Raw genomic sequence first — 20913 nt, forward strand, 5'->3', positions numbered from 1 at the left:
GGCGGGGGCACCGGCGGCATGGACCGCCGGTGCCCCGGCTGTGGTCAGGCAATGGAGTTGATCTCATGGAAGGGGAAGGCGAGCGGCATGACCGTGGCGGCGGGGTCGATTCCGGCGCGCTCGGCCCCAAAGTGCCGACGTGCGGCCACGTACGCCTCGGCGGCGCTGTCGGCGGTGAGGGTGTAGGAGCTGATCGCCTCGGTGTACTGCGCGGTGTAGAAGTCGGAGAAGAGGTCGTCGTCCCAGTCGTGCACGATCTCGGGCAGGACGCCCAGCAGGACCATGCGCCAGCCGTAGTCGGCGAAGGTGACGCACCAGCGCTCCGGCCCGGTGACGGGGTAGGCGGTGCGGCGCATCTGGCGCAGCTGCTCGGCCGTCTGCGACGAGTTCCTGTCGTCGAGCTCGCTCCACACCCAGCAGTTGCTGCCGATGTGGAACAGGCCGTCGCTGTCGGCCTCCAGCACCTTGGCGACCGTCGAGGCGCTGGCAGGGGTCTGTGCGGCCGAGCGGATCTCGACGCGGTCCCCCACGACGTGCACGCTCTGCCACGAGCTGGGGTCGTCCAACTGGGAGGCTGCGCGCTGGGTGTCGGCGGCGATGGCGCGGGCCGTCTCCAGGGTGAAGCGCGGACAGGCGAAGCCCTTCCAGGTCAGTTCGCTGGTCTGGGCGGGGTAGGGGCCGAGGTCGTCAAGGTGGACGAGATTGGGCAGCCAGGTCAGGCGGGTGTCGGTCAGAGTGGGCTCCTCGCTCGGGCGGACCGGCGTTCGGTCCTCGGGCCCGGGGGCCGCCCTCAGCGGAAGGCGACCCCCGGGCCTTGGCGCCCGGCGAGGCTGCGGGAGGAGGGGAGCGACTGCATGACATATAAGTTACAGCAGCTATGGATGTTGTGCAACCTGGATGGCTCGCCTGACGCTCCTCCCCCTCCTGCACCCAGTGAACCCGCACCGCCCCCGCCGGCCGGAAGCACGGCCCGGAGACTCGGAAGCTCACCCGCGGGCCACTGCGGTGGATCCGAGGTGGCCCTCGGCCCGCAGCGCCGCCTCGCCGGCGTCACGGTGACGGGCCACGGGGTGGGGCCCGCCGGCGAGCGTGACGTCGACTGAGGCCAGTCCCCACCGCCGCCCCGAGCGACCACCAGGGCCACCAGGGCACGGTCGGCGCCAGTTGGGCCGTCAGCGTTTCGGCGATGCCGATCAGCAGACCGAGGCCGGCGGCCTGGCCGCGGTCGCGGTGCGCTCCAGCCGGAGAGCAGCGCGCGGCCGGAGGGTGAAGCCCATAGCGGCCGGGGTGAAGAGAGCGCCGGTGTTCATCAGGAGCGCCCCGGGGCGGCGGGGACGGGGACGGTGGCGGTCCCTGCAGCGAACACCCGGGCGCTGGCCTGGAGGGCTCCCACGGCGGCCCGCAGCCCGATGCGGTGAAGACGAAGGTCGGCGGTGCCGTCCAGGCGCACCCGGACGGTGTCCTCCCGGCCGTCGTAGGGGCTGGGCTCGCCGTACTCGTCCGGGTCCGCGTCGGCGAGCCGCTCGGTGTACTCGCCGCTGGTGGTGACGAGGCAGCCGAACCAGCCGGGCCGGCCACCGTGGTCCACGAGCGCCTGGACGGCGGCGACGGGCACGCGCTCGGCCGTGAGGGTGACCGAGAAACCCCGCTCCAGCCGGATGGTGATCCGGCCACCGCCGGGGGCCGGGGCCAGGAGCGTAGCGGGTGCGATGCCCGGAGCGGCGCCGGGCATGGCCGTGGCGAGCGCGGCCAGGCCGGCCCGGTCCGTCTCCTCTCGACAGGCCTCCCAGGCTGCGATCAGGCCGGTCAGGGTCGGGTGGGCGGGGCAGGTGGTCATGTGCTGACCCTTCTGTGATTGGTGGTCTGCCGCCGTCCAACCCGCTGGCGCTGCGCCTCGGAGGTCGGCGGCGCCGCCGTTGAACGGGCGGGAGGGGGCGGTACGGGGACGGAGCTGGGGTTGTGGCCGCTCATGGCGGCCTGCCCGGCACCGGGAACTACACGGCCGGGGGCGTGAACTCCTTGACCTGGCGGCTGGTGCCCTCGGAGCCCCAGAGCTCGGCGCCGGCGGCGACCCGGCGGGTGGCCACGAACCATGCACTGGACGGGATCTCGGGGTACGCGCGCTTTGCGGCCTCGATGACCAGCTGGGGGAGCCGGAACGGCTTCGCGGTGCAGATCTCGAAAGCCGGGCCGGTGATGTCCTTCACGAGAGTGCCGTTCGGGCGGCGGATCTTGTAGCGCAGATTGACGCGGTGGACCCGGACCGGGCGCGTGAACTCCGCTGCGTCGACGGGGGTGAACTGGATTTCCGCGCGCAGGACTTCGGCATCGGGGTTCGAGGTGAGGAACGTGGTCAGCGCGCCCCGGTTCACGAAAGTCTTCAACCCCCACGGGGTGCGGACGGCGAAGATTTCGGTCGGAAGGGCGGCCGGAGAGTGGCTCATCGGAGTACGTCCCTGGGGTGCGGTGTACGGAGGGGTGTGGGAGTCGGGCGCCGCCCGGTTCATCTAATAAGTTGCAGCATTCATGGTGTGGGGACAGCTGCCCGGATGTCGCGAACGTGCGCTGGTCGACCTGCGGGGTGTCGGCTCTGCCCGCCGGCCCGTTACCAGGCAGTGGGTGTGTGCCCCCAGGTGTCGTCGACGAGTTCGGCGTCCTCGCCGCGGATGAACTGCTCGTACGCGAGCTGGATGGCTTCCGTGTGCCGGCTGGTGGGAAACGTGCAGACCCAGTCGGCGCCGTCGTAGTCGGCGGCCCGCTCGACCAGGGAGTCGAGTGCTGCCTGGTCTCCCTCGTTGAGCTGCTCCGATCCGGTGATGGTGAGCGTGCCGTCGGTGTCCCAGCGGCCGATGAGCGCTGTCAGCAAGGCTTGGTTCCTCGGGAGGCGCGGCCGGGGCGGTGCGCTCGCCCCGGCCGGGGCGGGAGCTGGGCTCAGGGGTGGATGCGCTCGCCCTGGTTGTCGATCTCGACGAGCAGGACACGGGGGCGCGCGCGGTGCTCGACGTGGACGTAGGGCACGGGCTGGCCGTTGGGGTCCGTGCGCAGCCGCACGAGGACGCTCACGCCGTGGACCTGCATCTCGTAGGCGTCGCTGGGTGTGCTATCGCCGGGGTCGGCGTCGACCACGGTGATGCGGGCCGCGCGAATCTTGCGCTCGGTCGCCCGGGTGGCCCGGCGGGGCGTGGCGGGCATGGTGGAGGTGAAGACCATGAAGGCGGCGATGGCGAGGGTGGCGACGAGCGCCCCCTGGCCCGGGGAGCCGGTGTCGGCCAGCCAGGCGAGTGCCAGTGCGGTTGCGGCGGCGGGGGCGCCGTAGCGCCCTGCCCAGCGGTGCCACGGGTTGGGCTGCGGGCGCCTGGCGGGTATCTGGCGGACGGGGCGGTTCATGAGGTTCTCCGGGGCGAGGTTGGTGGCAGGTGTCGGCCGTGGGCGAAGGGTCAGGTGGCGGGTGTCTCGGTGTCCTCCGTGAGGTCGACCTCGACGCGAGTGCCGTCCGGTGCCTCGACGGTGAAGATGCTGGCGGTGGTCCGCTGCCGCCTCTGGGCGGCCCATGCCTTTTCGGCGGCTTCCCGGTAGCTGCTGGCCTCGATGTCCATGACCCAGCTGACGGTGTAGGAGCGTGTGGGCTGGCTCGGGATCTTGATCAGCGTGATGGTGAACTCCTGGAGCCCGGTCTCCCGGTTGGCGTCGGCGAGTTCGATCAGCTCGTCGGCGATGGCGGAGCCGAAGTCGATCTCCACGGAACTGCCGTTGAGCAGCGTTGCGGTCAGGGCCTCGTCGTAGGCGGGCCCCTCGGGGTAGCTGTGGTCGAGGGTGACGGCGAGGGTGGTAACCGGGGACGGGAGGGCGCGCTCCGCAAGGTCGGCGCGGACCGCGTTGATCAGGTCGACCATCTCGGGTATCACGGATTCTCCCTCGGCTCGTGTACTGGGTGGGGCCGGGGATCTCCACCGGCACATGTAATAAGTTACAGCATCTATGGTGATTAAGCAATGCACCTATGGTCCGTCCGGCGCGGGGAGGCCGCCGGTGACGCCAGGGGGCGGCTGGGGCACGGTGATGGGGCGCGGAGGATCGGCGCGGCCCTGCATATCCGCCGGCCTGCCCGGCCGGTGTGCGCTCACCAGCTGATCTGGGCGTCGGCGCGGCCGAGTTCGCTCAGGCACCAGCGGATGGTCCTCTCGTTCTGCTGGTGCCACACCTCGGCTTCCACGAGCGTCGCGGCGAAGGCGTCTACGGTGGTCACCCCTCGCTCGTAGGAGTTCTCCGCGTACGTAGCGAGGGCATCGGCGGCCGCGCGGGAGAGCTTGAGCGCGCGCAGCGCCCATGCCTCGGTGGCTTCGCCGTTGTCGTCGGCGGCGGGAGGGGCGCCGATGTGGCTCTTGAAGGCGGCGTCCGCCGCGTCGAGTTCTGTCCGCAGAGAGCCGGACTGCGCGGGGGTCACCAGGCGCCTCCGTCCTGCGGCGTGGCGTCGTCGGACTCGAGTGCCGTCATCCGCTTCGCGTGGTCGTCGGGGCTGATGAGTCCGGCCGCGAGCTGCGCGTCGATCAGGTCGCGAATGGGCGGCAGAGCGTCGGCCCGGGCGGCGGCGATGCGTTCCTCGTCGCCGCTGTGGCAGGCGAGCAGCCACACGGCTCGGCGGACGATGGCCAGGCCGGCCAGGTCGCGCAGCGGCAGTGCCGCCTGCGGGTCAGGGGCAGGAGCAGGGGTGGTCACGGGGGTTCCGTTCTGGGGTGGAGGTGGGGTATGTCGGGGCTGGTGGGCCGGGAGGCGCCTTGTCCCGCGCGGTCCGCGGATTCGATGCCAGATGGGTCGAGGTCGGCCGCCCTGTGGCGGGCGGAATGCCGCCCCGACGACTGAGGTCCAAGGCGGGCCTGCCGGTGCTACTGGCAGGCCCGCGCCGCCCGTCAGCGTCCGGTGACCATGACGAGGGCGTCGAGCGCACGCAGGAGGAGGGCGGCCTGCCCCCGGTCGGTGCTCTCCTCGTCGAACGACACCGTCATGGCGGTCCTCATCTCGGCCGACGCGCCGTCGAGGGAGGCGGTCAGTGCGGCGCGCACCTGGGCCGCGCTCTCGTTCCCCAGGGCGGAGATGACGACCTGGACCACACCCTCCAGCGAGACCTCGTAGTGGAGATCGTGGGTCGGCGACGCCTCGATCGTCGCCCCCTCTCCGAGCGCGGCCGCCAGTTCCTCGGTCGTCATCTCGATGAACTCCAGCCCCTCGGCCGGGCTGCTGTATCCGAGGCCAAGTCCTTCAGTGCTCATCAGTGGATCCCCTTCGCGGGCTCGATGTCGGTGGAGCGTGACCGGGGCGGCGGGCCGGATGGGCGGCGCCGCATCCGCGACTAGTTATAAGTTACAGCATCTATGGCTATGGGGCAATGCCAGTGTGCTTCTGCGGCTGGCATTCACACGGGCAGATCCACGAGCAGGCGCGCTGGTTGCCGGTCGTGACGACGAGGGCGAGGACGTAGCCCCTGCCGTCGGTGAGGGCGCCCAGGCCGGTGGCCGGGCCGTTGCGGGTGGCGCAGGTGGAGTGCCGGCCGCCGACGCAGTTCGAGCAGACGCCGCGCTCGCACTCGCACCAGCGGAAGTAGCCGTGGGGATAGGAGTCGTCGGTACGCCGCAGGTGCCGTGTCCAGGCATGGGCGCGCACCCAGGCGCCCTCCTCGGCGTTCATGGGCGAGGGCGTGGCGGAGGGGATGGGCTCGCGGATGGCCAGGAACGCGGCGCCGACCATGCGCAGCCGGGGGACCGGCCGGCCGCTGCCGAGGGGCAGGTGCGGGCCCCGGCGGCGGGGCGTCAGAGCCGTGGTGTTCACCGCGGCCCGCCTTCCGTGCCGGGGCCCGGGAAGCCGGAGCTCGTGGGCCCGGACCGCGCCGGGGCGGCCAGGTCCGCCTCGTCCGCCGCCCACCCGTCAGCGGGGACCAGGTCGGTGATCCGGTAGCCGCCGTGGGCGTCGAGCAGGAGAGGGGTGCGCAGGAGACTGTCGAGTACGGCCCGGGCCTCCTTGTCGCCGGCGGCCCGCAGGTGGAGCACCGCGGTGGCCACCACCTTGAACGCGAACTCGTTGATGGCCGGCTCGGCCGTCGTGTCGGCGGCCGGGCCGTGCCGCCTCACCAGGCGGTTCGTCCCACGGTCCAGGACCAGGTCGTGGAAGGCGTCACCGGCCAGGCGGTCGTACCTGCGCTGGTCGAAGGGCTTGAAGTCGAGGTCGTACCCCCGCTCGCGGACCAGCAGAGCGAAGCGTTCGTCGGTGCTCTCGGGGTACAGCAGCTTGCCGGGGGTGAGGTCTGCGGTGGCCAGCACGGTCCCGGCCCGGTGGTCGACCAGCGTGCCGCCCCCGTTGAGGGTGAACGTGAGGACGTTCAGCCAGCCGTTCTCGAGGTAGAGGTGCCAGGCGTAGCGCGAGGGTGTCTGGCCGACGGCGAGGGTGCGGTCGGGGCCGGCGATCTCGGCGGCGCTGATGGTCGCCCGCCCCTGCGGCCTGGCCCGCAGAGCGGCGAGCTGTTCCTTGTTCATCGGTCGGGTGCTCCTATTCGTTGGATCGGTCTTGGCCGGCCGCCTCCCGCCTCGGCGGCCTCGGCAGGAGACGGCACTGAGGTGGATCAGGTGCTGAGGTCAACGGCGACCAGCGCGCAGCGGGGGTCGAGGGCCGCGATGTACTCGTTCGTCCGGCGGTGGAACAGGTCGGAGGCGGCCGCCTCGGTGGTGGAGGGGATGTTGGCCGGGTCGGTGCTCCAGCGCCCGTCGAGGTCGAGGAACGCTGACAGGCCGAAGCCGGTGACCGCCCGGTCCGCCGCGCGGGTGACCGCCTGCTGCTCGTCCGCGAGAGCGGTGACCGGGTCGGTGTAGGGGCGGAGCAGGCCCTCGGCCTGGGCGGCCGCGAGCTGGGGCTGGGCGGCGTGGGCCGCGTGCGCCAGATGGAGCGGGCATCCGGCGGGGTCGGCGCGGTGCATGGCCTCGAAGTGGGACAGCGGGAGAGCGCCGGGTGCGGCGGCGTCGATCTCGCGCCAGCGGACGTGGGCGGCCTGGGCACGGTCGACAGCCGCCCTGCGCATCGCTGCCAGGTCCAGGTCCTCGATCGCGCCGCCGGTCGCACGGTTCGGGCGCGTGTCCGGGCCGCGCAGGACACTGCGGGGCGAGGTACCGGGTGCCACCGCGAAGTGGTCCTGGAACCGGCCGCCGGTGCGCCAGGCCGACCAGCGGCCGGTCTCGTCCGCGTCCGCCATGATGGCCATGGCCGTGTCAGCGGCGGCGTCGAGGTCGGCGGTCGCGGTGGGCGGCAGCGCCACGATGGCGAGGATGTGGCCCATCGGTTGCTCCTTTGCTCAGTGGCCGGCTGGCGGCCTGGAAGGGAGCCGGTGCCCGAGGTGCGGGCACCGGCGGGTGTCTACAGCTGTGCTGCGGCGGTGCTCTCCGACGGCGGCGTGAGAGTGAAGACCGAGGGGACGCGCAGAGGCAGGTGCTTGGGGCCACGGATCGAGCCCGCGACGATCTGCTCGGCATGCCTGCAGCGCCGGGTCTCGGGGTCGGGGCCGTGGATGGCGGTGTTCCAGCATGCGTTGGGGCGCCGGTAGGGCGGCACGGGGTAGCGGTGGGTGTAGCGGGTGGGGTTCTCGGCGTCGGCCTCGGCGCGGTCGCGGGCGGTGGCCTCGGGAGAGGGGCGACGGTTGGGCCGAAGGCGGATCAGGCACACCTTCTCGTGCTGCGGTGCGCGGCGCTTGCCACTGGGGCGCTTCAAGGGCACCGAGACGGTCTCGGTCTCGGTCCACCCGTTGCGGCCCTCCTGCTGGACGAGCTGCCAGGCCGTGTACACCGCCTGGGTCCAGAGGTAGGGCGAGTCGGGCGGGGCCTCGGGGAACGGCTCGTCGAAGGGGAGGTAGACGGTGTCGATCCGGTTGAGTGGCGCGTGCTTCTTGGACAGCCGGACCTGCTCGCCAGCGGTGGTGATCTGGCCGGTGTGGATCTCCGTGCCCAGCCGGGTCTCGGGCGCGAGGTACTCGAAGCCGAGACTCCGTGTGCTGTAGAAGGTGAGCCAGATGCCGCGCTTCTCGGGGAGGTTCTCGTACCGCTCCCGGCCCGACCGGTACACCCAGTTGACAATGGGATCGCTGTCCCGGTTGGTGGGTGACCAGATGCTCCAGGACACCGCGACGGTCGGGACGTGGAGCACGGGCGACTCATCCGGCAGCGGGACGATGCCCTGCATCTCCTGAGCCGTGACCCGGTGTGTGCCGAGCGGCGTGGCGAACACCATGAAGCCCGCTGGCGAGGGCAGCCGGTCGACGCTGACGAGCTCCTGGGGCCGCTTGGCTCCGACCGCCGCAGCCAGGACGGTCATGTCCTCGTCGGCGAAGTACAGCCGCGCATCGTCGAGGCGCCCTGCCTCCTCCTCGCAGAGAAGGCGGGCGGAGACCAGCGCACCGGTGCGCCCCGGAACGATGGGGATGTGACGCTCCTTCCAGCCCGCGGTCTTGTACGAGATGAGACCGTGGACCTCCTTCTGGAGGAAGTAGTTCCGCAACCGCGTGCGCCACATGGGAAGCCGGAGCGGATCCGGCGACCAGAGGGCGCCAACGGAGGGCATGGCAGGGCTGTCGATCGGGGGCATGCGTCCTCGCATGGGGTGAAGTGCTGGGAGTGCGGTGAGGCAGCGCCTCGAACCTTCATTTAATAAGTTACAGCACTGGATTACTTATGGCAATCCGTGTTGTGGCAGGTGGACATTCTCGGAGGCTCGCTCGGGCGGGCCGGCTGGGCCGTCCGCCCTTCGCTAGCCGGGCTGCCTGCGGTTCGGCAGCTGCGCGCCCCCGGGGCCACCGGGCTCACGCGGACGTGGCGCCCTTGCTGCTGACGGTGGCAATGCGAACGGCGCGGCGCTCGTCGAGCGCCCGGCCCCGGGGGCCGTTGACGTGCTCCTTCACCAGCGCCCTGACCTTGGGGCACGTCCCACCGGCTTCGATGATGGCCCGGTGGTCGCGGGGGTTCGGGCAGCGCCAGCTCCACCGTTCCTCGACCGGCCACCGCAAGGTCTCCTCCCCCCAGTGGTGACCGTCGCCGGTGGGGACGGGCGTGCCGGTGTGGCGGGTCGCCGCCTCGCGGATCACGCGGACGGCCCGGAACTTGACCCGGCGCTTGCGGCCCTGCCCCGTCCGCTGGGCCACCGTCCGCTCGTCATGCTCGAACACGGCCCGCAGATCCCAGAAGGCGAGGAGGAGGCCGACGATCACCGATGTGGGCGCAGCGCCCCAGCTCGGATGGTGCCCGAAGCTCTGGATCTTCGTACTGACCTGCGGTACGGCGATGACCATCGCGTTCGGGACGTACGGGGACTTGGGCTGGTGGTTCGGGCGCAGGAGCGGCGGCAGGGCAGCGGCCAGGCCCGCGGTTCCGGTCAGGGCCGTGATGGACAGCTGGAGTTCCTCGCCGGTGCCGGCCAGGTCCCAGGCGATGCCGTGGATGGGCAGATCGGAAAGGCCGGTGATAGGAACGGGGAGGTGGAGCAGGCCCACTGGCGCCGGGGCCTCGCTGGCTCCCTCCAGGAGGTAGCCGTCGGAGCTGGTGACCAGGTCGTGCTCTGCCATCGCGTCGGTGAGGGCTGGGGAGGCCACCCACACCTGCGCCCCGTCGAGGTTCCTGGACATCATGCCGGCCCAGCTCAAGTGGGCCTGCACGGCGTCCCGGTTGTCGCTGATGTCGTGGCCGGTGCGGCCGAACTGCATCGCCTGGACGTAGTCCATGGAGATCGGCAGGCCTCTGACCGGCTTGCCGAAGAAGTCGGCGAGGTGGGAGCGCATCTGCTCGGCGCCCGCCGCGCTGTCCTGAAGGTTCATTCGCTCTCCTGCGTAGTCTCGCCGGGACGGTGGGCGGGCTCGTCGATGACCAGCCGTCCGACGCGCACGGGGTTGAGGCCGTGGGTCTCGAACAGCTGCCTGAACAAGGCCGTGAGCATGTCGGCGTCGGCCTGTGTGGCCAAGGGCAGCGGGTGGCCGCAGTCGGCGCAGTTCAGCGAGACCTCGTCGGTCTGGATGTCATGGAGCTCCATGTGTCCCGGGTTCGGCGGCTCGGCGCCGAAGATGTCGATCCACGTCGTCGTGGCGAGCGATGCGGTGGTACTGCCGCAGCCGGGGCAGGGGTGAAGCATGAATGACCCTTCCAGGGGCATGGGAGTTTTCGGAGTGTGCGCGCCAGGGTGCTGCCGAGGGCGCTGGAGTCCGGATGGAGTGGCGCGTGCGTACGGCGCTCGGGGTGGCGGCGACACTCACCACCAACAAATAAGTTACAGCATGGAATGTCTTTTGGGAACCCCAATTTGATGGGTGGCCCTCAGTCAGGTGCGGGGCACTCGCGGCACCATGACGGCGAGAAAGTGCTCCCCGCCCGAGCGCTGGTAGAGCTGGGCGTCCCAACCGGCCGCGACGAGGACCGTCCGGCACTCCTCCAGCCGAGCCGCCGCCTCGCACCTCGCCGCGAAGGCATCCGGGCCGCGCCAGCCGACCCTGACCTCGGCGGACTCCTGGCCGGCGGACACGCAGTAGCCCGACCGCACCCGCCTGCGGCCATCGAAGCCCGAGGCGGGTATGCCCGCAGCTTCGAGAGCGAGCGCGACCGCCCACTCCGGGCGCGCCAGCTCCCAGGGTGCGGGGGTACCGCCCTCCCCGTTCAAGCGCCGGACCTCCAACAGCCCGGCCCACGCCTGCACCACCTCGCGCCGGCGCTCCCCGGGCTCGGTCGGAAGTCCGGCCTGACCGTCGCCGGACGCCGGCTGGAACGCCCCGGGCTCCGTCGAGCCGTCCCCGCGGGCCGCATGGGTAGCCGCTGCGGCGAGGTCCGCTCGCACCGCACGACCCGCCGGTGTCAGGTAGACCGCGCCACGACGGCCGTGAGCGACCGCTAGGCAGGAGCCGATCAGCGCATCCAGCACCGAACGCAATCCCTTCACCTCACCGCTCCCGTGATCGGCCGCCAGCAGCGCCCGGCGCTGCGCCGCGTTGAGTGAGGGACGGTCCTGTGCGGTCATGCCGTCACGATAGAAGGGAACGAGGACCAGGTGCCCCGGCCGCAGCCCGGTCCGTGCCTCCGACGCGGGCGCTGGCGGCGCGTCGGAGGTCGGACACCCGGGGACGTCGGCAAGACGCAGGGGGCCTCGTCATGCCGCGGCCGTCAGGTCGATGGAGGGGAGGTACTCGTACCGGTCGTCGACGTCGAGATCGCGGGCCGTCTCGGGCAGCGAGCCGAAGGTGACTCCCGCGGCCTGGAGATCGCCCACGATGTGGTCGAGGTTCAGCGGGTGGCACGGGCGCTTTCCCCAGGCGCGGGCCAGGTCCTCGGGCAGTGCGGGTAGCGCGTCGTTGAACTCGTGGACGGTCGTCCCGTCGACGGTGACCGCGCGGTCCAACATGAAAGTGCCGTTGCCGCGGACCTGCAGCACCACGTACCCGGCCTGAGGGAACAGGACACGCAGGAGCGCGGTGAACTCCTTTGCGGCGGTTTCGGCCTCGCCGAGCAGCAGCTTCTGGAGGGCGAGCACCCGGCTGTAGCTGGCGGCCGGCGACCTCTCGTCGGCCTCGGTGGTCCTGATCTGGTCGACGGCGGGCACCGCACTGGGGCGGGCTGCGGGCGTGGGCTGCCGGGTCATGTTCGGTCCTCCAGGCGGGTTGCGGGGGTGTTCTGGCGGGTGGGGAATGCCGGGTGGCCTCAGGGGGCGGTTCGGGGGCCGCCGGATTGGTGCCTGCCGGGCCGGACCATGCCTGCGCCTGGTCCGGCCCCGCGGGTCAGAGCACGATGGCGATGAGGTCGTTTACCTGGAAGGACCAGCGGTCGGCCCGGTCGCCCGTGCCGAAGGCAGGCCAGACCCCGTCATTGGTCTCGTCGAGCCGCTTGGCGGCCACGCTGACCTCCTCGTTCGCTTCGCCGGCCAGCTCCACCTCGCGGCCTTCGCTGTTGTGGGCCGACCAGAAGGACAAACCGTCCTCCTCGGCGTTCCACAGGACGACGCTGGACACGGTGGGATGAGCGGCCCGGATCAGCTCTCCGATCAGCCGCAATGAGACGAGGGCGATCCGGTTGTTGAGCTCGTTCTTCTGATCGGCGAGCTCGTCGAGGAGCGCGCTGATCTGGTCGCTGGTCATCGCGGTCATGGCAGGGGCTGTCCTTCCAGCGGCGGGGGGAGCTCGGCCCGCTCAGGCGGCGGCCGGGTCGACGGCGGTCGCCGGGTCGGATGAGCGAGGCAGGGGCAGGACCACCTGAAGCGCGGGGGAGCGCTGAAGCGGCGCGGCGGCGGCGTGATCGGTGAACAGGTCCCGTGCCGCTGCTTCGCTGAGTCTCCAGGCGATGGCCCGGCTGCGCCCCGGCTCGCTCAGCTCGAATCCGCCGTTGCACTTGCAGACGGTGCGGAACTGTCCCGCCCTGCCACCTGCGATGGCCTCGATCACCCGGCCGCGGTGCCCGTGAGCCTCGACCTCCACGCGGACCAGAGCGTCGATCTGTGCCCGGGTGACCAGCCGCAAGCGGTTGCAGTGCTCGGTGAGCACGTGCCCGTCGTTCTCGCTCACCACCTCGGCGAACCAGCCGCCCCGCTTGAAGACCTTCGTCACCCGACCAGAGCCCGTCCGCTCGAAGAAGTCCTGGACCGCGAGGTGTCCTACCCGCACCGTGCGGCCGGTGGCGTCCACCGGGAGCTTCCAGGGCTCGACGCCGGACTGAAGCAGCGTCTGGGCCTCGTCCTCGTCCGGAGTCACCGGCTCGAACGCGGTGCACGCGGGAAACAACGGCTGGAGGTTGGGACCCTTACGGGTCTTGGACCTCTTGCGCTCGCACTTGAGGTTGTCGCCGTGTGCGGACGGCCGGGCGTAGAGGTGGGCGCAGCCACCGCACGTGGCGGGCACGGTCGTGAGGAGCGGGAGCCCGGTGGCGGGGTGGACGTCGCGGTCGAAGTCCATCCGCGCGCTGCCGCGGCCCAGTGTCCGCGGCGGGCGGTCGAGGGGCATGTCGTCTCTCCGATTCGGTTCAGGTGTGTGGGACTGCTGCGGGCCAGAGGGCCGCGCAGGCCAAGCGAGTGCAGCGGGCGGGGGCGGCCACCGTCGCGGCGCGGACCAGGGAGGAGTCCGCAGCCAGCGGACGGCCGCCGTCGCAGGCCGCCATGACGGCGCCGTGGGCCAGGCCGTAGCCCGTGACCGCGATGTGCCGTACAGGGGCCCGGGCGTCGGACTGCGGCACGGCCGCGATCGGTCCGGCCAGCAGGTTCCCGCCGTGGGTGAGCAGGCGCCTGGCGCGCGCTCTGGTCCGGTGGGGCGGTGTGGGCTCGGCGCGGTACGCGTGGAGCTCGACCGTCGTAGGGCTTGTCACGGCTGCGGGCTGGTGCGGCGGAGGGAGGGAGCCCTGAGGCAGCCGCGGCCGATGTTGGCGAACTGGTGGCTCCAGGGCCGTCCGAGTGCGAGGTGGAGCCGGAGGGCGGCGTCGGGGCGGTGTGCGTCGCGGGCGAGGATGGCGAGCACCTGGGAGGCGGAGAACAACGGCGACACCTTGTCGTCCTCGGACGGCACGTCGGTGCGGAAGTCGCCGAGGCGGGGGTGGTTCATCCGCAGTACGCCGGGGCCGCTCTCGCTCGCGCCGCCGATGACCGCGAAGCCGGCCTGCGGCGCGGCGCGGCGCAGCGCCTCGTAGAGGTCGTGGATCTCCGAGGGGTCCAGCTCGGCGTCGGTGCCGTCGATGCCGAGCGGCAGGCACCGGACCGCGGGGGAGCGGAAGTGCTCGGGGCAGGGGAGGCCGTAGTGCTGGTCGTCGAGGGAGGTCAGAAGCGGCTCGACCTGGGCAGGCGGGCAGGAGGCGAAGACGAAGCTCAGGGGCATGTCGCCGGACATGGGTCTCCGATCTCGGTGAGGGTCAGCGTCCGGACTTGCCGGTGGGCTTCGTCTTCGTCAGGCCGCCAGCGGGGCTGGGCGCCGCCGGGGGCTTGAGGGCCGGGCTCGCCGGGGGCTTGCTCGCCAGGCTCGCCGGGGAGGTGGGCGGCGTGGCCTTGGTCGTGCGGCTGGCCGTGGCGGATGGGGTGGCCACCGCGTGCACCAGGCACGGACGGGGGGCGTAGTCGGGGACCATGACACCGCCGGGCACCGAGATGGTGGGGCACGTCGGAGGGCCGGAGGGCTGCGTGGAGCAGCTGGTCAGGGCTATCGCTCCGGCCGCCACGGCAACAGTCAGGAGTACGGGCGACTTGCGCATGACGAGTCCGATCTGCAAGCGGAAGGAGAGGCGAGGAGGACGCTCCTCATGACTAATAAGTTACAGCACTATTCGTCATTGGGCAAGCTCTGCTGTGCCGGTCGGGCGGCTCGCACCTGGTGCAGCAGAGCGTCGCGCCGACCGACGGCTTCGCTGCGTTCGGCGGCGGCGCGCTCCAGGCCGCTGTCGGGCGTGGCGAGTGCGTCGGCGGCGGCGATCAGAACGTCGCCGCCCAACCTCCAGATGACGCTGTTGGCCGCGAGGACCGCAGCTGCGAGCGGATCCAGTTCCACGCCCACCCAGGACTTGCCGGCCGGGTCCTGGCCTTCGGCGAGCATGTGACGGGCGGCGGCCCGCCACATGGCACCGCTCCCTGCGGCCGGCTCCCCGATCACCTGGTCCGCGGGGGCGCCGCCGACGTCCAGGATCTCGGCCATGAGCGTGGTGACGGCTGCGGGCGTGTGGAACTCCCCGCGGCTCTGCTTGTCGGTGTGACCGCGCAACTGCTGGAGCAGGCGTCCGAGGATGTCGCCGCTCAGTGCCCGCTCGTGGTCGCCGGCGAGCTCCAGGAGGCCGGTCCGGATGCAGGTCTGGACGACCACCAGGGCACCGTGCTGCTGCCACGGCTGGGGGGCGTCGATCCAGGCCCGCAGAGGGCGGGCCCGCTCGACGATCGCCGGCCGCGCCCACCACAGCTGCTGCCAGGCGCGGTCGAGCAGTTCGGTCATGGCCTCAGGGGACAGGGCGGCGACCTGTCCCGCGAGGGCTCCGGCTGCGGGGTCGAGGACGGGCAGGACCGCGGTGATTGCCACTGCTCCGATGGCCACCTCGATTCCGGCGCCGCCGGTCGTGGCCAGCCAGGCGTCGCGGACGCTGTCGGCGATCTTCCGTGCGTGTTCCGCGCCGTCCTCGGGGATGAGCAGGCGCCGGGCCTGGGCGGACTGGAATAGAGGGAGGCGGGCGACCTCCGCAGCGGACAGGGCGAGGTCAGGCATGAGGACTCCGTTCGAGGTCTGTCGGCCGGTGCCCGGCGGCCGGAGCCGGATCGCCCGTGTTCTGAGCCGGGCCGGCTCCGATCGCGGCTCGTTCCGCGCCGTGCGGGAGCGTGGTCCGGTGGGCGGGCGCCGGCTGCAGGGTGTCGATGTGGCGGGCACGCTCCAGCCAGTCGCCGCGGATGGCTGCGACGGCTGCGCTCGGTCCTTCCAGCCAGCGCGGGCCCAGCTCGGCCAGAGCGGTGGCGGCGGCGGTCTCGGCCTGGCCGTGGAGGAAGGTGCCGGGGCGGACGAGTTCCACCGGCACGGCGCACCGGCCGGTGGCTCCGGCCAGGGCCTGGCTGAACTCCCTGCGCCAGCGCTGAACCGCCCCAGGCTGCTCCTGGGGGGTCATCAGGTACTCGGCCTGGTCGAGGGTCCTGAGCTGGCGGCGGTAGAGGGCTGCACCCGCGGCGGAGAGGCGGTCGAGAGCGGCCAGCGCGCCGGGGAGGACCTCGGCGAACGCGGCAAGCGCCTCGGCTTCTCCCTCCAGCCCAAGGTCGGTGCGACCGCGGCCCGCCCTCATCTCGATCCGCTCCCGGGTGCGGCTGGTGGCCCGGAGTGCCCCGTTGACCACCTCATGGCCGGTGTCCTCGGTCCAGGTCTTCGAGACCGGATGGCGGACCGGTGTCAGCTTGAAGTAGCGCGCGAGGCTGATGGCCAGCTCGCGCCTGTCGGGGCCGCGCTTGGAGGCGTCGGAGAACTCGAAGCGGGCGAAGCTGCCCGCCGCGTTGCTCCGGATGAGGCCGACCTGGCGGACCTGCGGTGGTCGCGTCCGGGCCGCCGGAACGCGCGCGACAGCGACCTGTGTTCCGGGCTCGTCACTGACGAGTTCGCCTTCGAGGATCTCGGTGTCGGGGATGTCCTTGTACTGGTCGGGTGGGGGCATGTCTGCTCCAGGAGTCTGGCCGGCCGACACCGGCGCTCGGGTACGGCGGAGCGCCTGCCTGCGGCCTGGCGATTAGTCGGCTGTGGCGCGGCGAGTGCTCGGTGGCCATCGGTGCGGCCGGGGGTAGGCGTGCGCGCTGGTGGAGCGCGTGGAGGAAGGGCCCGTGCCGGGGCAGAGCCGGGATGGGCGCTGACGGTGCCGCCGCCTCTGGCCTGGTGGGCGGCGGCACCGTGAGCCGTGCTGCGAGCCGTCGGTCAGCCGGCCATCGCAGCATCGAGGGTCCAGACGGCCGCGACGGCGGATGCGTGGCCGAGGAGCCGGTCGCGGTGGGCGACCAGTTCCGCCTTCTCCCGGGCGGCCTGCTCGGGGCCGTCGCCCTCCACCAGGGTGTCACCGGCCCAGACGAGGGTGTTGGGGCCGAGGTCCCAGAGAATCGCGTTGGCGGCGGCGACAGCGGCCGCGAGCGGGTCGAGCTCGTTCAGCACCCAGCGGTAGTCGGCGGGGGAGCGACCGTGCTCGCGCAGCCGCTGGGCCATGAGACGCACCATCGCGCCGGTCCCGCTGGTCGGCTCCAGGAAGGACTGCCCCGGGACGACAGCGTCCATGTCGACGGTGATCAGGCGGGCCATGAGGGCGGCCATGTCCGGCGGGGTGGGGAACTCGGCGAGCGCGCGCTGCTCACCCCTGGAGCGCATCAGGGCGACGACCCAGCCGAGGAGGTCGGTGTCGCTGCGGAAGTAGGGGTCGGCGTCGCCCACGAGGTCGAGCACTCCGGCCTTGAGGACGGCGTGGGTGACTGCCCTGACAGCGTCCGCGTACCGGGCGGCCTCGTCGTCGTCCTGCAGCCAGTCGTGGAGGGGACGGGCGCGGGTGGCGAGGTCGGGGCGCAGCACCCACCACCGGGTCCAGGTCTTGCGGTAGGCCTCGGCGAGGGTCTCGGCGTCCAGGCCCATGACCCAGTCCGCGTAGCGCGGGGCCTGCTCGCCCTTGAACGGGAGGACAGCCAGGCTGGCGACCACACCGATGGGGATCTCGATGCGGTTACCGCCGCGCTCGCTGTGCCACGCGGAAACAGCGGCCTGCGCGATGGCGTAGGCGGCTTCCTCGCGGCTGCCGACGGCGCGGTAGTGATGTCCCCCGATGACCGGCTTGGGGAGGGAGTTGTACATGGGGTGACCCTTCGTCGAGCGGTGGCTGGTGGGTGTGGGCACTGGTGGGTCAGCGCACGGTCGGGACCCGGCAGTGGACCTGCTTGCCGGTTGCGGTGTAGTGGGTGCGGCGGTGGGTACCGAGCGTGTCGATGAGGAACAGGCCGCGTCCGTGCTCCGCGTCGAGGTCGGCCGGGCCGGGCCGGTGGAGCCGCGGTGCCGGCGGGCCGGCGGTGGGATCGGGGTCCGCGACGACCAGGCGGACCCCGTCCTTGTCGCGGATGACGGAGACCGATGCCGGTGCGTGCGGGCCGAGCGCGTTGTGCACGTTCGTCAGGAGCTCTGTGAGGATCAGTTCGACGCTCTCGACCGCGTCGGTGGGGACGTGGCCGCTGAGATGCGTGCGGGTGGTGGCGCGGACCCGGGCCAGGACGGGGGCGGTCACCTCAAGGTGGAGGCGGAAGCCGGCCGGCTCAGGCAGGAGGAACCAGCCGGGCTCGGGGCGGGCGGTGATCGGGGTGCGTGGTGCGGGCATGGCGTACCCCCAGGAATTGGATCTTGCGGGTGTGGTCCACCCGGGCGCAGTGCGACCCGGGAAGCAGTGCCAGCGGCCATCTGCATCTAATAAGTTACAGCATCAATCTTGAATGGGCAATGCAAATCCAGGATTCCGAGGCCCGGGTCTGCGCGATGATTCCCAGCAGGTCGTAGGCCGCCGGCTGTCCGGCGGCCCACGCCGCCGGGTCTACCGCTGCTCCGACTCCGGAGGGAGGCGTCGGTGTTGCGGCCGCGGCCCGGCTGGATCGGACATCAGCTCCGACAGCCGGTGCGCAGCACTGCCTCGCACCACCTCGGCACCGCGCGCCGGATGGCAGGCCTCGTCCAGGGCGAGCAGGTCGGGCCGGAGGTCGACGCTCTCGGAACCGAGGACGTCGGGGCTCAGCCCGCCGCTGGGTTCGGCACGCACCCAGAAGGCCGCCTGAGGCTGGTGGTCCAGGTCGATGAGAGCGACCCGCTGGCCGTACTGGTTCAAGGTCGCCGCCAGAGCGATGGTGGTGCGGGTCTTGTCGCGCCCGCCCGGCCGGATCCGAGGGAACAGGTCCGGCAGAGCAGTCCGCCGCGGCCCGCCGATCGCCAGCCAGGTGAGCTCGCCGCTCAGTCCGGTGGCTGCACGCAGCCGGTTCATGACTGGTTCGTCGAGACCCCGAGCGAGCTCGTAGAGCCTCGCGGACGCCGAAGTGCCCGGCTCAAGGCCCAGGAGCTCCATGGCCCGGTGCACACCGCAGCCGAGGTGACCGGCGACGCGCCGCACGTATACGGCGATCGGCTCGGCAGGGGCCGGGCGGGGGCAGTCGACAATCAGTGCAGGGAGATCAGCTTGCGGGCCCGAGCGAGTGGCGATAGCGGCGCGCGCCTCGGACAGGCTGACTCCAGGGTTCTCGCGCTGGTAGCGCCGGACAGCGCGCTGATGCTGACGGTCCTTGGGATCGGTCACTGGTCGTTTCCTTGTCCGGCCGCGGCCCACACTCTTGCGGCCGAGGAGAAGGCCATCAGTCGATCCGGATTTCTGCGCGTGCGAGTCTGCGACGTCTTCGTGGCCCCCGGCGGTGTGGGCGCTGGGGGCACGGGCGTGGCACGGTTGCCCAGGGCAGGTTACCGCCTGGCGCAACCGTGCCACCACAAGCCCGTCAGTGAGCGGCGGCTGCCTCCCGCACCGCAGTGCGGACTGCTACGCCGCCGCGACGGCCGAGGCCGTGGAAAAGACGCAGCACGTCGGGCAGGTCGATCTGGCCGTTGGCCCGGCGATACATCGCACCCGCAGCCACCAGTTCGTCGAGCAGGGCGTCTCCGCCGGCGTTGCGCGGGCCGACCGGTGCACCGTGTGCCGACGGCTTCCCGAGAAGGGTGGTCTGGCGCCACCGATCGAACACCGCGTCAGGGACGAGGGGGACCTGCAGACCCTCCAGCGGGGCAAGGGCGTCGTGGATCCAGGGAGCGGTGCGGGCCAGTTCGTCGGCCCGCACACGGGCTCCGGCGATCACAGCGGCCCGGCCAGCGGTGTGGTGAATGGCTCGCTCGTGGCCGGGCAGCGTGTTGGCGGTCTGCTCGGCCGCCGCGGCGAGAGCGGCGAGGAAGGAGCGCGGTGAGACACGGCCGACGGCGTCCTGGAGGCGGCCGGGGAGCCAGTCGTAGAGGTTCCCGCGGCGGGGGCTTCCGTCGACGTGGGGGTCGGCGAGCTGGTCGAACAGGGTCCGCTGCGCTCCCGGATCGGAGCGCAGGGCGGAGGGGGCGGTGAACTTGCCGTCCTGGTCGAGCTCCCACCCCGGGTGCAGTGCGCGGAAGGCGGAGCCGGACGCGCCGGGGTGGTTGCCGAGGAGCTCGAAGGCCAGGCCGTACAGGGCGACCCAGCGGTCGGGTGCGTAGCGGTCACGGCCCCACGACAGCTCGGCGGTGCGGGGCGCCCGCCGGCTGGGCTCCCTGCTGGTTCCCAGGCCGGCGAGCACGTCCGGCTGGACGAACACCTTGAGGCGCACCCTGCTGCAGTGCTGCCGGCCGGCCGGGGCGTCGGCGAGAGCCCCGTCGAGTTCGAGGAGCGCCCGGAGGTGTCCCTCGACCGCGGCGCGGTCGGTGTGCAGCATCTCCAGGCCGTCGAAGAGCACCAGGACGTCGCCCTGGTCCTGCTCGGCGCAGCTGGTCGCGAAGCGCTGGAGGGCGCCCGGGTCGGCGGCGACCCAGTTGCAGCGCTCTGCCCACGTCGGGTAGCCGGCGGCCTCGGGGGCTCCGACGGCCGTCAGCAGGACGGCGGTCCACAGGTGGAGCGGGCGTACACCCGCGCTGATGAGGCCGGCCACGGTGGCCGGCTGGATCCCGGAGCGCTCACCCCCTGCGGTGTGGCCGGCGACCACGCGGGTGCGGGTCAGACGCGGAAGCCGGTAGGAGCGGGCGATGAGGTGCCGCGAGGCGGTGTCGGCAAGCGCGGTGCTCCAGAACGTCTTGCCCGCCCCCATGGCACCGGTGACCACGGAGGTCTCGGCGACGAGGGCCGCCCTGAAGCCGGCCGCGGTGTACAGGTGAGCCTGCTGGGAGTCCGCAGTGCCGGTCAGTGCCTCGCTCATCAAGGCCCGAGCCTGCCGTGCGGGGAGCTCGATCACGGTTGTCCCTTCGTGTCGGTGTGCGTGCGGGGTTCGGGCCGGCGCGGCATCGGGAGGGCGGCGCCGCGGCGCCCTGCGGTCAGCCGGCGGTGTCGCGGCGCTCGCGCTCCTGGTCGGTGACGATCTCCACCGCCGTCACGGTCCTGCCCGGGTGGCCGGCCCGCGCCAGGAGTTCGGTGCCGAGCGCGACGGCGCGGGACGTCGCCTCGACGATGCCGACGGCGTCCACGCTGAGCACGAGGGCAAGGTGGCCGGTGTCGGTGGTGGTCGGTGTGCCGTGGTGGGCCTGCACCAGCGTGAACAGGGTGTCGTGGAGCTCGTCGTCGGGGTCGGTGACGTCGAACTCGATGAAGGCGCTCCAGCCGGTGCCGGCCTGCTGCGCGTTCGTGGTCATGGTGGTTGCCTCCTGGGCGGACGGGTGATGGTGCAGGGGGTGGGGCCCGCCGGTTTCCCGGCGGGCTGTCCCGG

Annotated in this window: 28 protein-coding genes; all 28 read right to left on the reverse strand. The window is 72.2% G+C overall.

Annotation, left to right across the window (positions count from 1 at the left end):
* Nucleotides 1–44: 44 nt before the first annotated feature.
* The 28 genes from AA75_RS09245 to AA75_RS09385 all read right to left on the reverse strand — a co-directional run bounded on the left by AA75_RS09245 (nucleotide 45) and on the right by AA75_RS09385 (nucleotide 20839).
* The gene (locus AA75_RS09245; protein ID WP_149038034.1) at nucleotides 45–530 is read right to left on the reverse strand and encodes a hypothetical protein; all 486 of its coding nucleotides are present in this window, start codon (nucleotides 528–530) and stop codon (nucleotides 45–47) included.
* A gap of 779 nt (nucleotides 531–1309) precedes the next feature.
* Nucleotides 1310–1837 (reverse strand): hypothetical protein, encoded by a 528-nt coding sequence (locus AA75_RS09250; RefSeq protein ID WP_033819363.1) that lies wholly within the window; start codon nucleotides 1835–1837, stop codon nucleotides 1310–1312.
* Between the two features lie 157 nt (nucleotides 1838–1994).
* On the reverse strand, nucleotides 1995–2444 hold the full coding sequence (locus AA75_RS09255; protein WP_033819364.1) for a hypothetical protein: 450 nt from the start codon (nucleotides 2442–2444) through the stop codon (nucleotides 1995–1997).
* Between the two features lie 161 nt (nucleotides 2445–2605).
* Nucleotides 2606–2866 carry a hypothetical protein gene (locus AA75_RS09260; protein ID WP_033819365.1) on the reverse strand — a complete coding sequence of 87 codons (261 nt, stop codon included), beginning with the start codon at nucleotides 2864–2866 and terminating at the stop codon, nucleotides 2606–2608.
* A gap of 65 nt (nucleotides 2867–2931) precedes the next feature.
* On the reverse strand, nucleotides 2932–3387 hold the full coding sequence (locus AA75_RS09265; protein ID WP_033819366.1) for a hypothetical protein: 456 nt from the start codon (nucleotides 3385–3387) through the stop codon (nucleotides 2932–2934).
* A 50-nt stretch (nucleotides 3388–3437) separates the two neighbouring features.
* The gene (locus AA75_RS09270) at nucleotides 3438–3905 is read right to left on the reverse strand and encodes a hypothetical protein (RefSeq protein ID WP_033819367.1); all 468 of its coding nucleotides are present in this window, start codon (nucleotides 3903–3905) and stop codon (nucleotides 3438–3440) included.
* Between the two features lie 215 nt (nucleotides 3906–4120).
* Nucleotides 4121–4444: a hypothetical protein gene (locus tag AA75_RS09275; RefSeq protein ID WP_033819368.1), complete on the reverse strand. Its 324-nt coding sequence runs from the start codon at nucleotides 4442–4444 to the stop codon at nucleotides 4121–4123.
* Nucleotides 4441–4716, reverse strand: a complete 276-nt coding sequence (locus tag AA75_RS09280; RefSeq protein ID WP_033819369.1) for a hypothetical protein — start codon at nucleotides 4714–4716, stop codon at nucleotides 4441–4443. Before AA75_RS09280 ends, AA75_RS09275 begins: the two co-directional genes overlap by 4 nt.
* A gap of 191 nt (nucleotides 4717–4907) precedes the next feature.
* Complete coding sequence (locus AA75_RS09285; protein ID WP_033819370.1) at nucleotides 4908–5267, reverse strand: hypothetical protein; 360 nt, start codon at nucleotides 5265–5267, stop codon at nucleotides 4908–4910.
* Nucleotides 5268–5373: 106 nt separating this feature from the next.
* A complete protein-coding gene (locus tag AA75_RS09290) occupies nucleotides 5374–5823 on the reverse strand; it encodes a DUF6248 family natural product biosynthesis protein (RefSeq protein ID WP_033819371.1) in 450 nt (149 codons plus the stop codon).
* Nucleotides 5820–6524 (reverse strand): hypothetical protein, encoded by a 705-nt coding sequence (locus tag AA75_RS09295; RefSeq protein WP_033819372.1) that lies wholly within the window; start codon nucleotides 6522–6524, stop codon nucleotides 5820–5822. The genes AA75_RS09290 and AA75_RS09295 overlap by 4 nt, the downstream gene beginning before the upstream one ends.
* 86 nt (nucleotides 6525–6610) lie before the next feature.
* Nucleotides 6611–7318: a hypothetical protein gene (locus tag AA75_RS09300; protein WP_033819373.1), complete on the reverse strand. Its 708-nt coding sequence runs from the start codon at nucleotides 7316–7318 to the stop codon at nucleotides 6611–6613.
* 77 nt (nucleotides 7319–7395) lie between these two features.
* Nucleotides 7396–8529: a hypothetical protein gene (locus AA75_RS09305; RefSeq protein WP_199520295.1), complete on the reverse strand. Its 1134-nt coding sequence runs from the start codon at nucleotides 8527–8529 to the stop codon at nucleotides 7396–7398.
* Nucleotides 8530–8830: 301 nt separating this feature from the next.
* The gene (locus tag AA75_RS09310; RefSeq protein WP_033819375.1) at nucleotides 8831–9838 is read right to left on the reverse strand and encodes a hypothetical protein; all 1008 of its coding nucleotides are present in this window, start codon (nucleotides 9836–9838) and stop codon (nucleotides 8831–8833) included.
* Nucleotides 9835–10170 (reverse strand): hypothetical protein, encoded by a 336-nt coding sequence (locus AA75_RS09315; RefSeq protein WP_158515472.1) that lies wholly within the window; start codon nucleotides 10168–10170, stop codon nucleotides 9835–9837. The genes AA75_RS09310 and AA75_RS09315 overlap by 4 nt, the downstream gene beginning before the upstream one ends.
* 165 nt (nucleotides 10171–10335) lie before the next feature.
* Nucleotides 10336–11025 (reverse strand): hypothetical protein, encoded by a 690-nt coding sequence (locus AA75_RS09320; RefSeq protein WP_233288970.1) that lies wholly within the window; start codon nucleotides 11023–11025, stop codon nucleotides 10336–10338.
* Between the two features lie 129 nt (nucleotides 11026–11154).
* The gene (locus AA75_RS09325) at nucleotides 11155–11643 is read right to left on the reverse strand and encodes a hypothetical protein (RefSeq protein WP_033819377.1); all 489 of its coding nucleotides are present in this window, start codon (nucleotides 11641–11643) and stop codon (nucleotides 11155–11157) included.
* A gap of 136 nt (nucleotides 11644–11779) precedes the next feature.
* The gene (locus AA75_RS09330; protein ID WP_033819378.1) at nucleotides 11780–12145 is read right to left on the reverse strand and encodes a hypothetical protein; all 366 of its coding nucleotides are present in this window, start codon (nucleotides 12143–12145) and stop codon (nucleotides 11780–11782) included.
* A gap of 42 nt (nucleotides 12146–12187) precedes the next feature.
* The gene (locus AA75_RS09335) at nucleotides 12188–12994 is read right to left on the reverse strand and encodes a hypothetical protein (protein ID WP_051812046.1); all 807 of its coding nucleotides are present in this window, start codon (nucleotides 12992–12994) and stop codon (nucleotides 12188–12190) included.
* Between the two features lie 19 nt (nucleotides 12995–13013).
* Nucleotides 13014–13352, reverse strand: coding sequence for a hypothetical protein (locus AA75_RS09340; protein ID WP_033819379.1), 339 nt, complete (start codon nucleotides 13350–13352; stop codon nucleotides 13014–13016).
* Nucleotides 13349–13867 (reverse strand): hypothetical protein, encoded by a 519-nt coding sequence (locus tag AA75_RS09345; protein WP_033819380.1) that lies wholly within the window; start codon nucleotides 13865–13867, stop codon nucleotides 13349–13351. Before AA75_RS09345 ends, AA75_RS09340 begins: the two co-directional genes overlap by 4 nt.
* A 426-nt stretch (nucleotides 13868–14293) precedes the next feature.
* Complete coding sequence (locus AA75_RS09355) at nucleotides 14294–15220, reverse strand: N-6 DNA methylase (protein WP_051812047.1); 927 nt, start codon at nucleotides 15218–15220, stop codon at nucleotides 14294–14296.
* A complete protein-coding gene (locus AA75_RS09360) occupies nucleotides 15213–16145 on the reverse strand; it encodes a hypothetical protein (protein WP_033819382.1) in 933 nt (310 codons plus the stop codon). Before AA75_RS09360 ends, AA75_RS09355 begins: the two co-directional genes overlap by 8 nt.
* Nucleotides 16146–16399: 254 nt before the next feature.
* Complete coding sequence (locus AA75_RS09365) at nucleotides 16400–17314, reverse strand: type I restriction-modification system subunit M (RefSeq protein WP_051812048.1); 915 nt, start codon at nucleotides 17312–17314, stop codon at nucleotides 16400–16402.
* Nucleotides 17315–17363: 49 nt separating this feature from the next.
* A complete protein-coding gene (locus tag AA75_RS09370; RefSeq protein ID WP_033819383.1) occupies nucleotides 17364–17828 on the reverse strand; it encodes an ATP-binding protein in 465 nt (154 codons plus the stop codon).
* Between the two features lie 210 nt (nucleotides 17829–18038).
* Entirely contained in the window at nucleotides 18039–18788 is a 750-nt protein-coding gene (locus AA75_RS47215; RefSeq protein ID WP_149038037.1) for a hypothetical protein, read from the reverse strand.
* 193 nt (nucleotides 18789–18981) lie between these two features.
* Complete coding sequence (locus AA75_RS09380; protein ID WP_033819385.1) at nucleotides 18982–20409, reverse strand: hypothetical protein; 1428 nt, start codon at nucleotides 20407–20409, stop codon at nucleotides 18982–18984.
* A 115-nt stretch (nucleotides 20410–20524) separates the two neighbouring features.
* Nucleotides 20525–20839: a hypothetical protein gene (locus AA75_RS09385; RefSeq protein ID WP_033819386.1), complete on the reverse strand. Its 315-nt coding sequence runs from the start codon at nucleotides 20837–20839 to the stop codon at nucleotides 20525–20527.
* Nucleotides 20840–20913 lie beyond the last annotated feature (74 nt).

Source organism: Kitasatospora sp. MBT63 (assembly GCF_000710465.2).
Taxonomy (GTDB): domain Bacteria; phylum Actinomycetota; class Actinomycetes; order Streptomycetales; family Streptomycetaceae; genus Kitasatospora.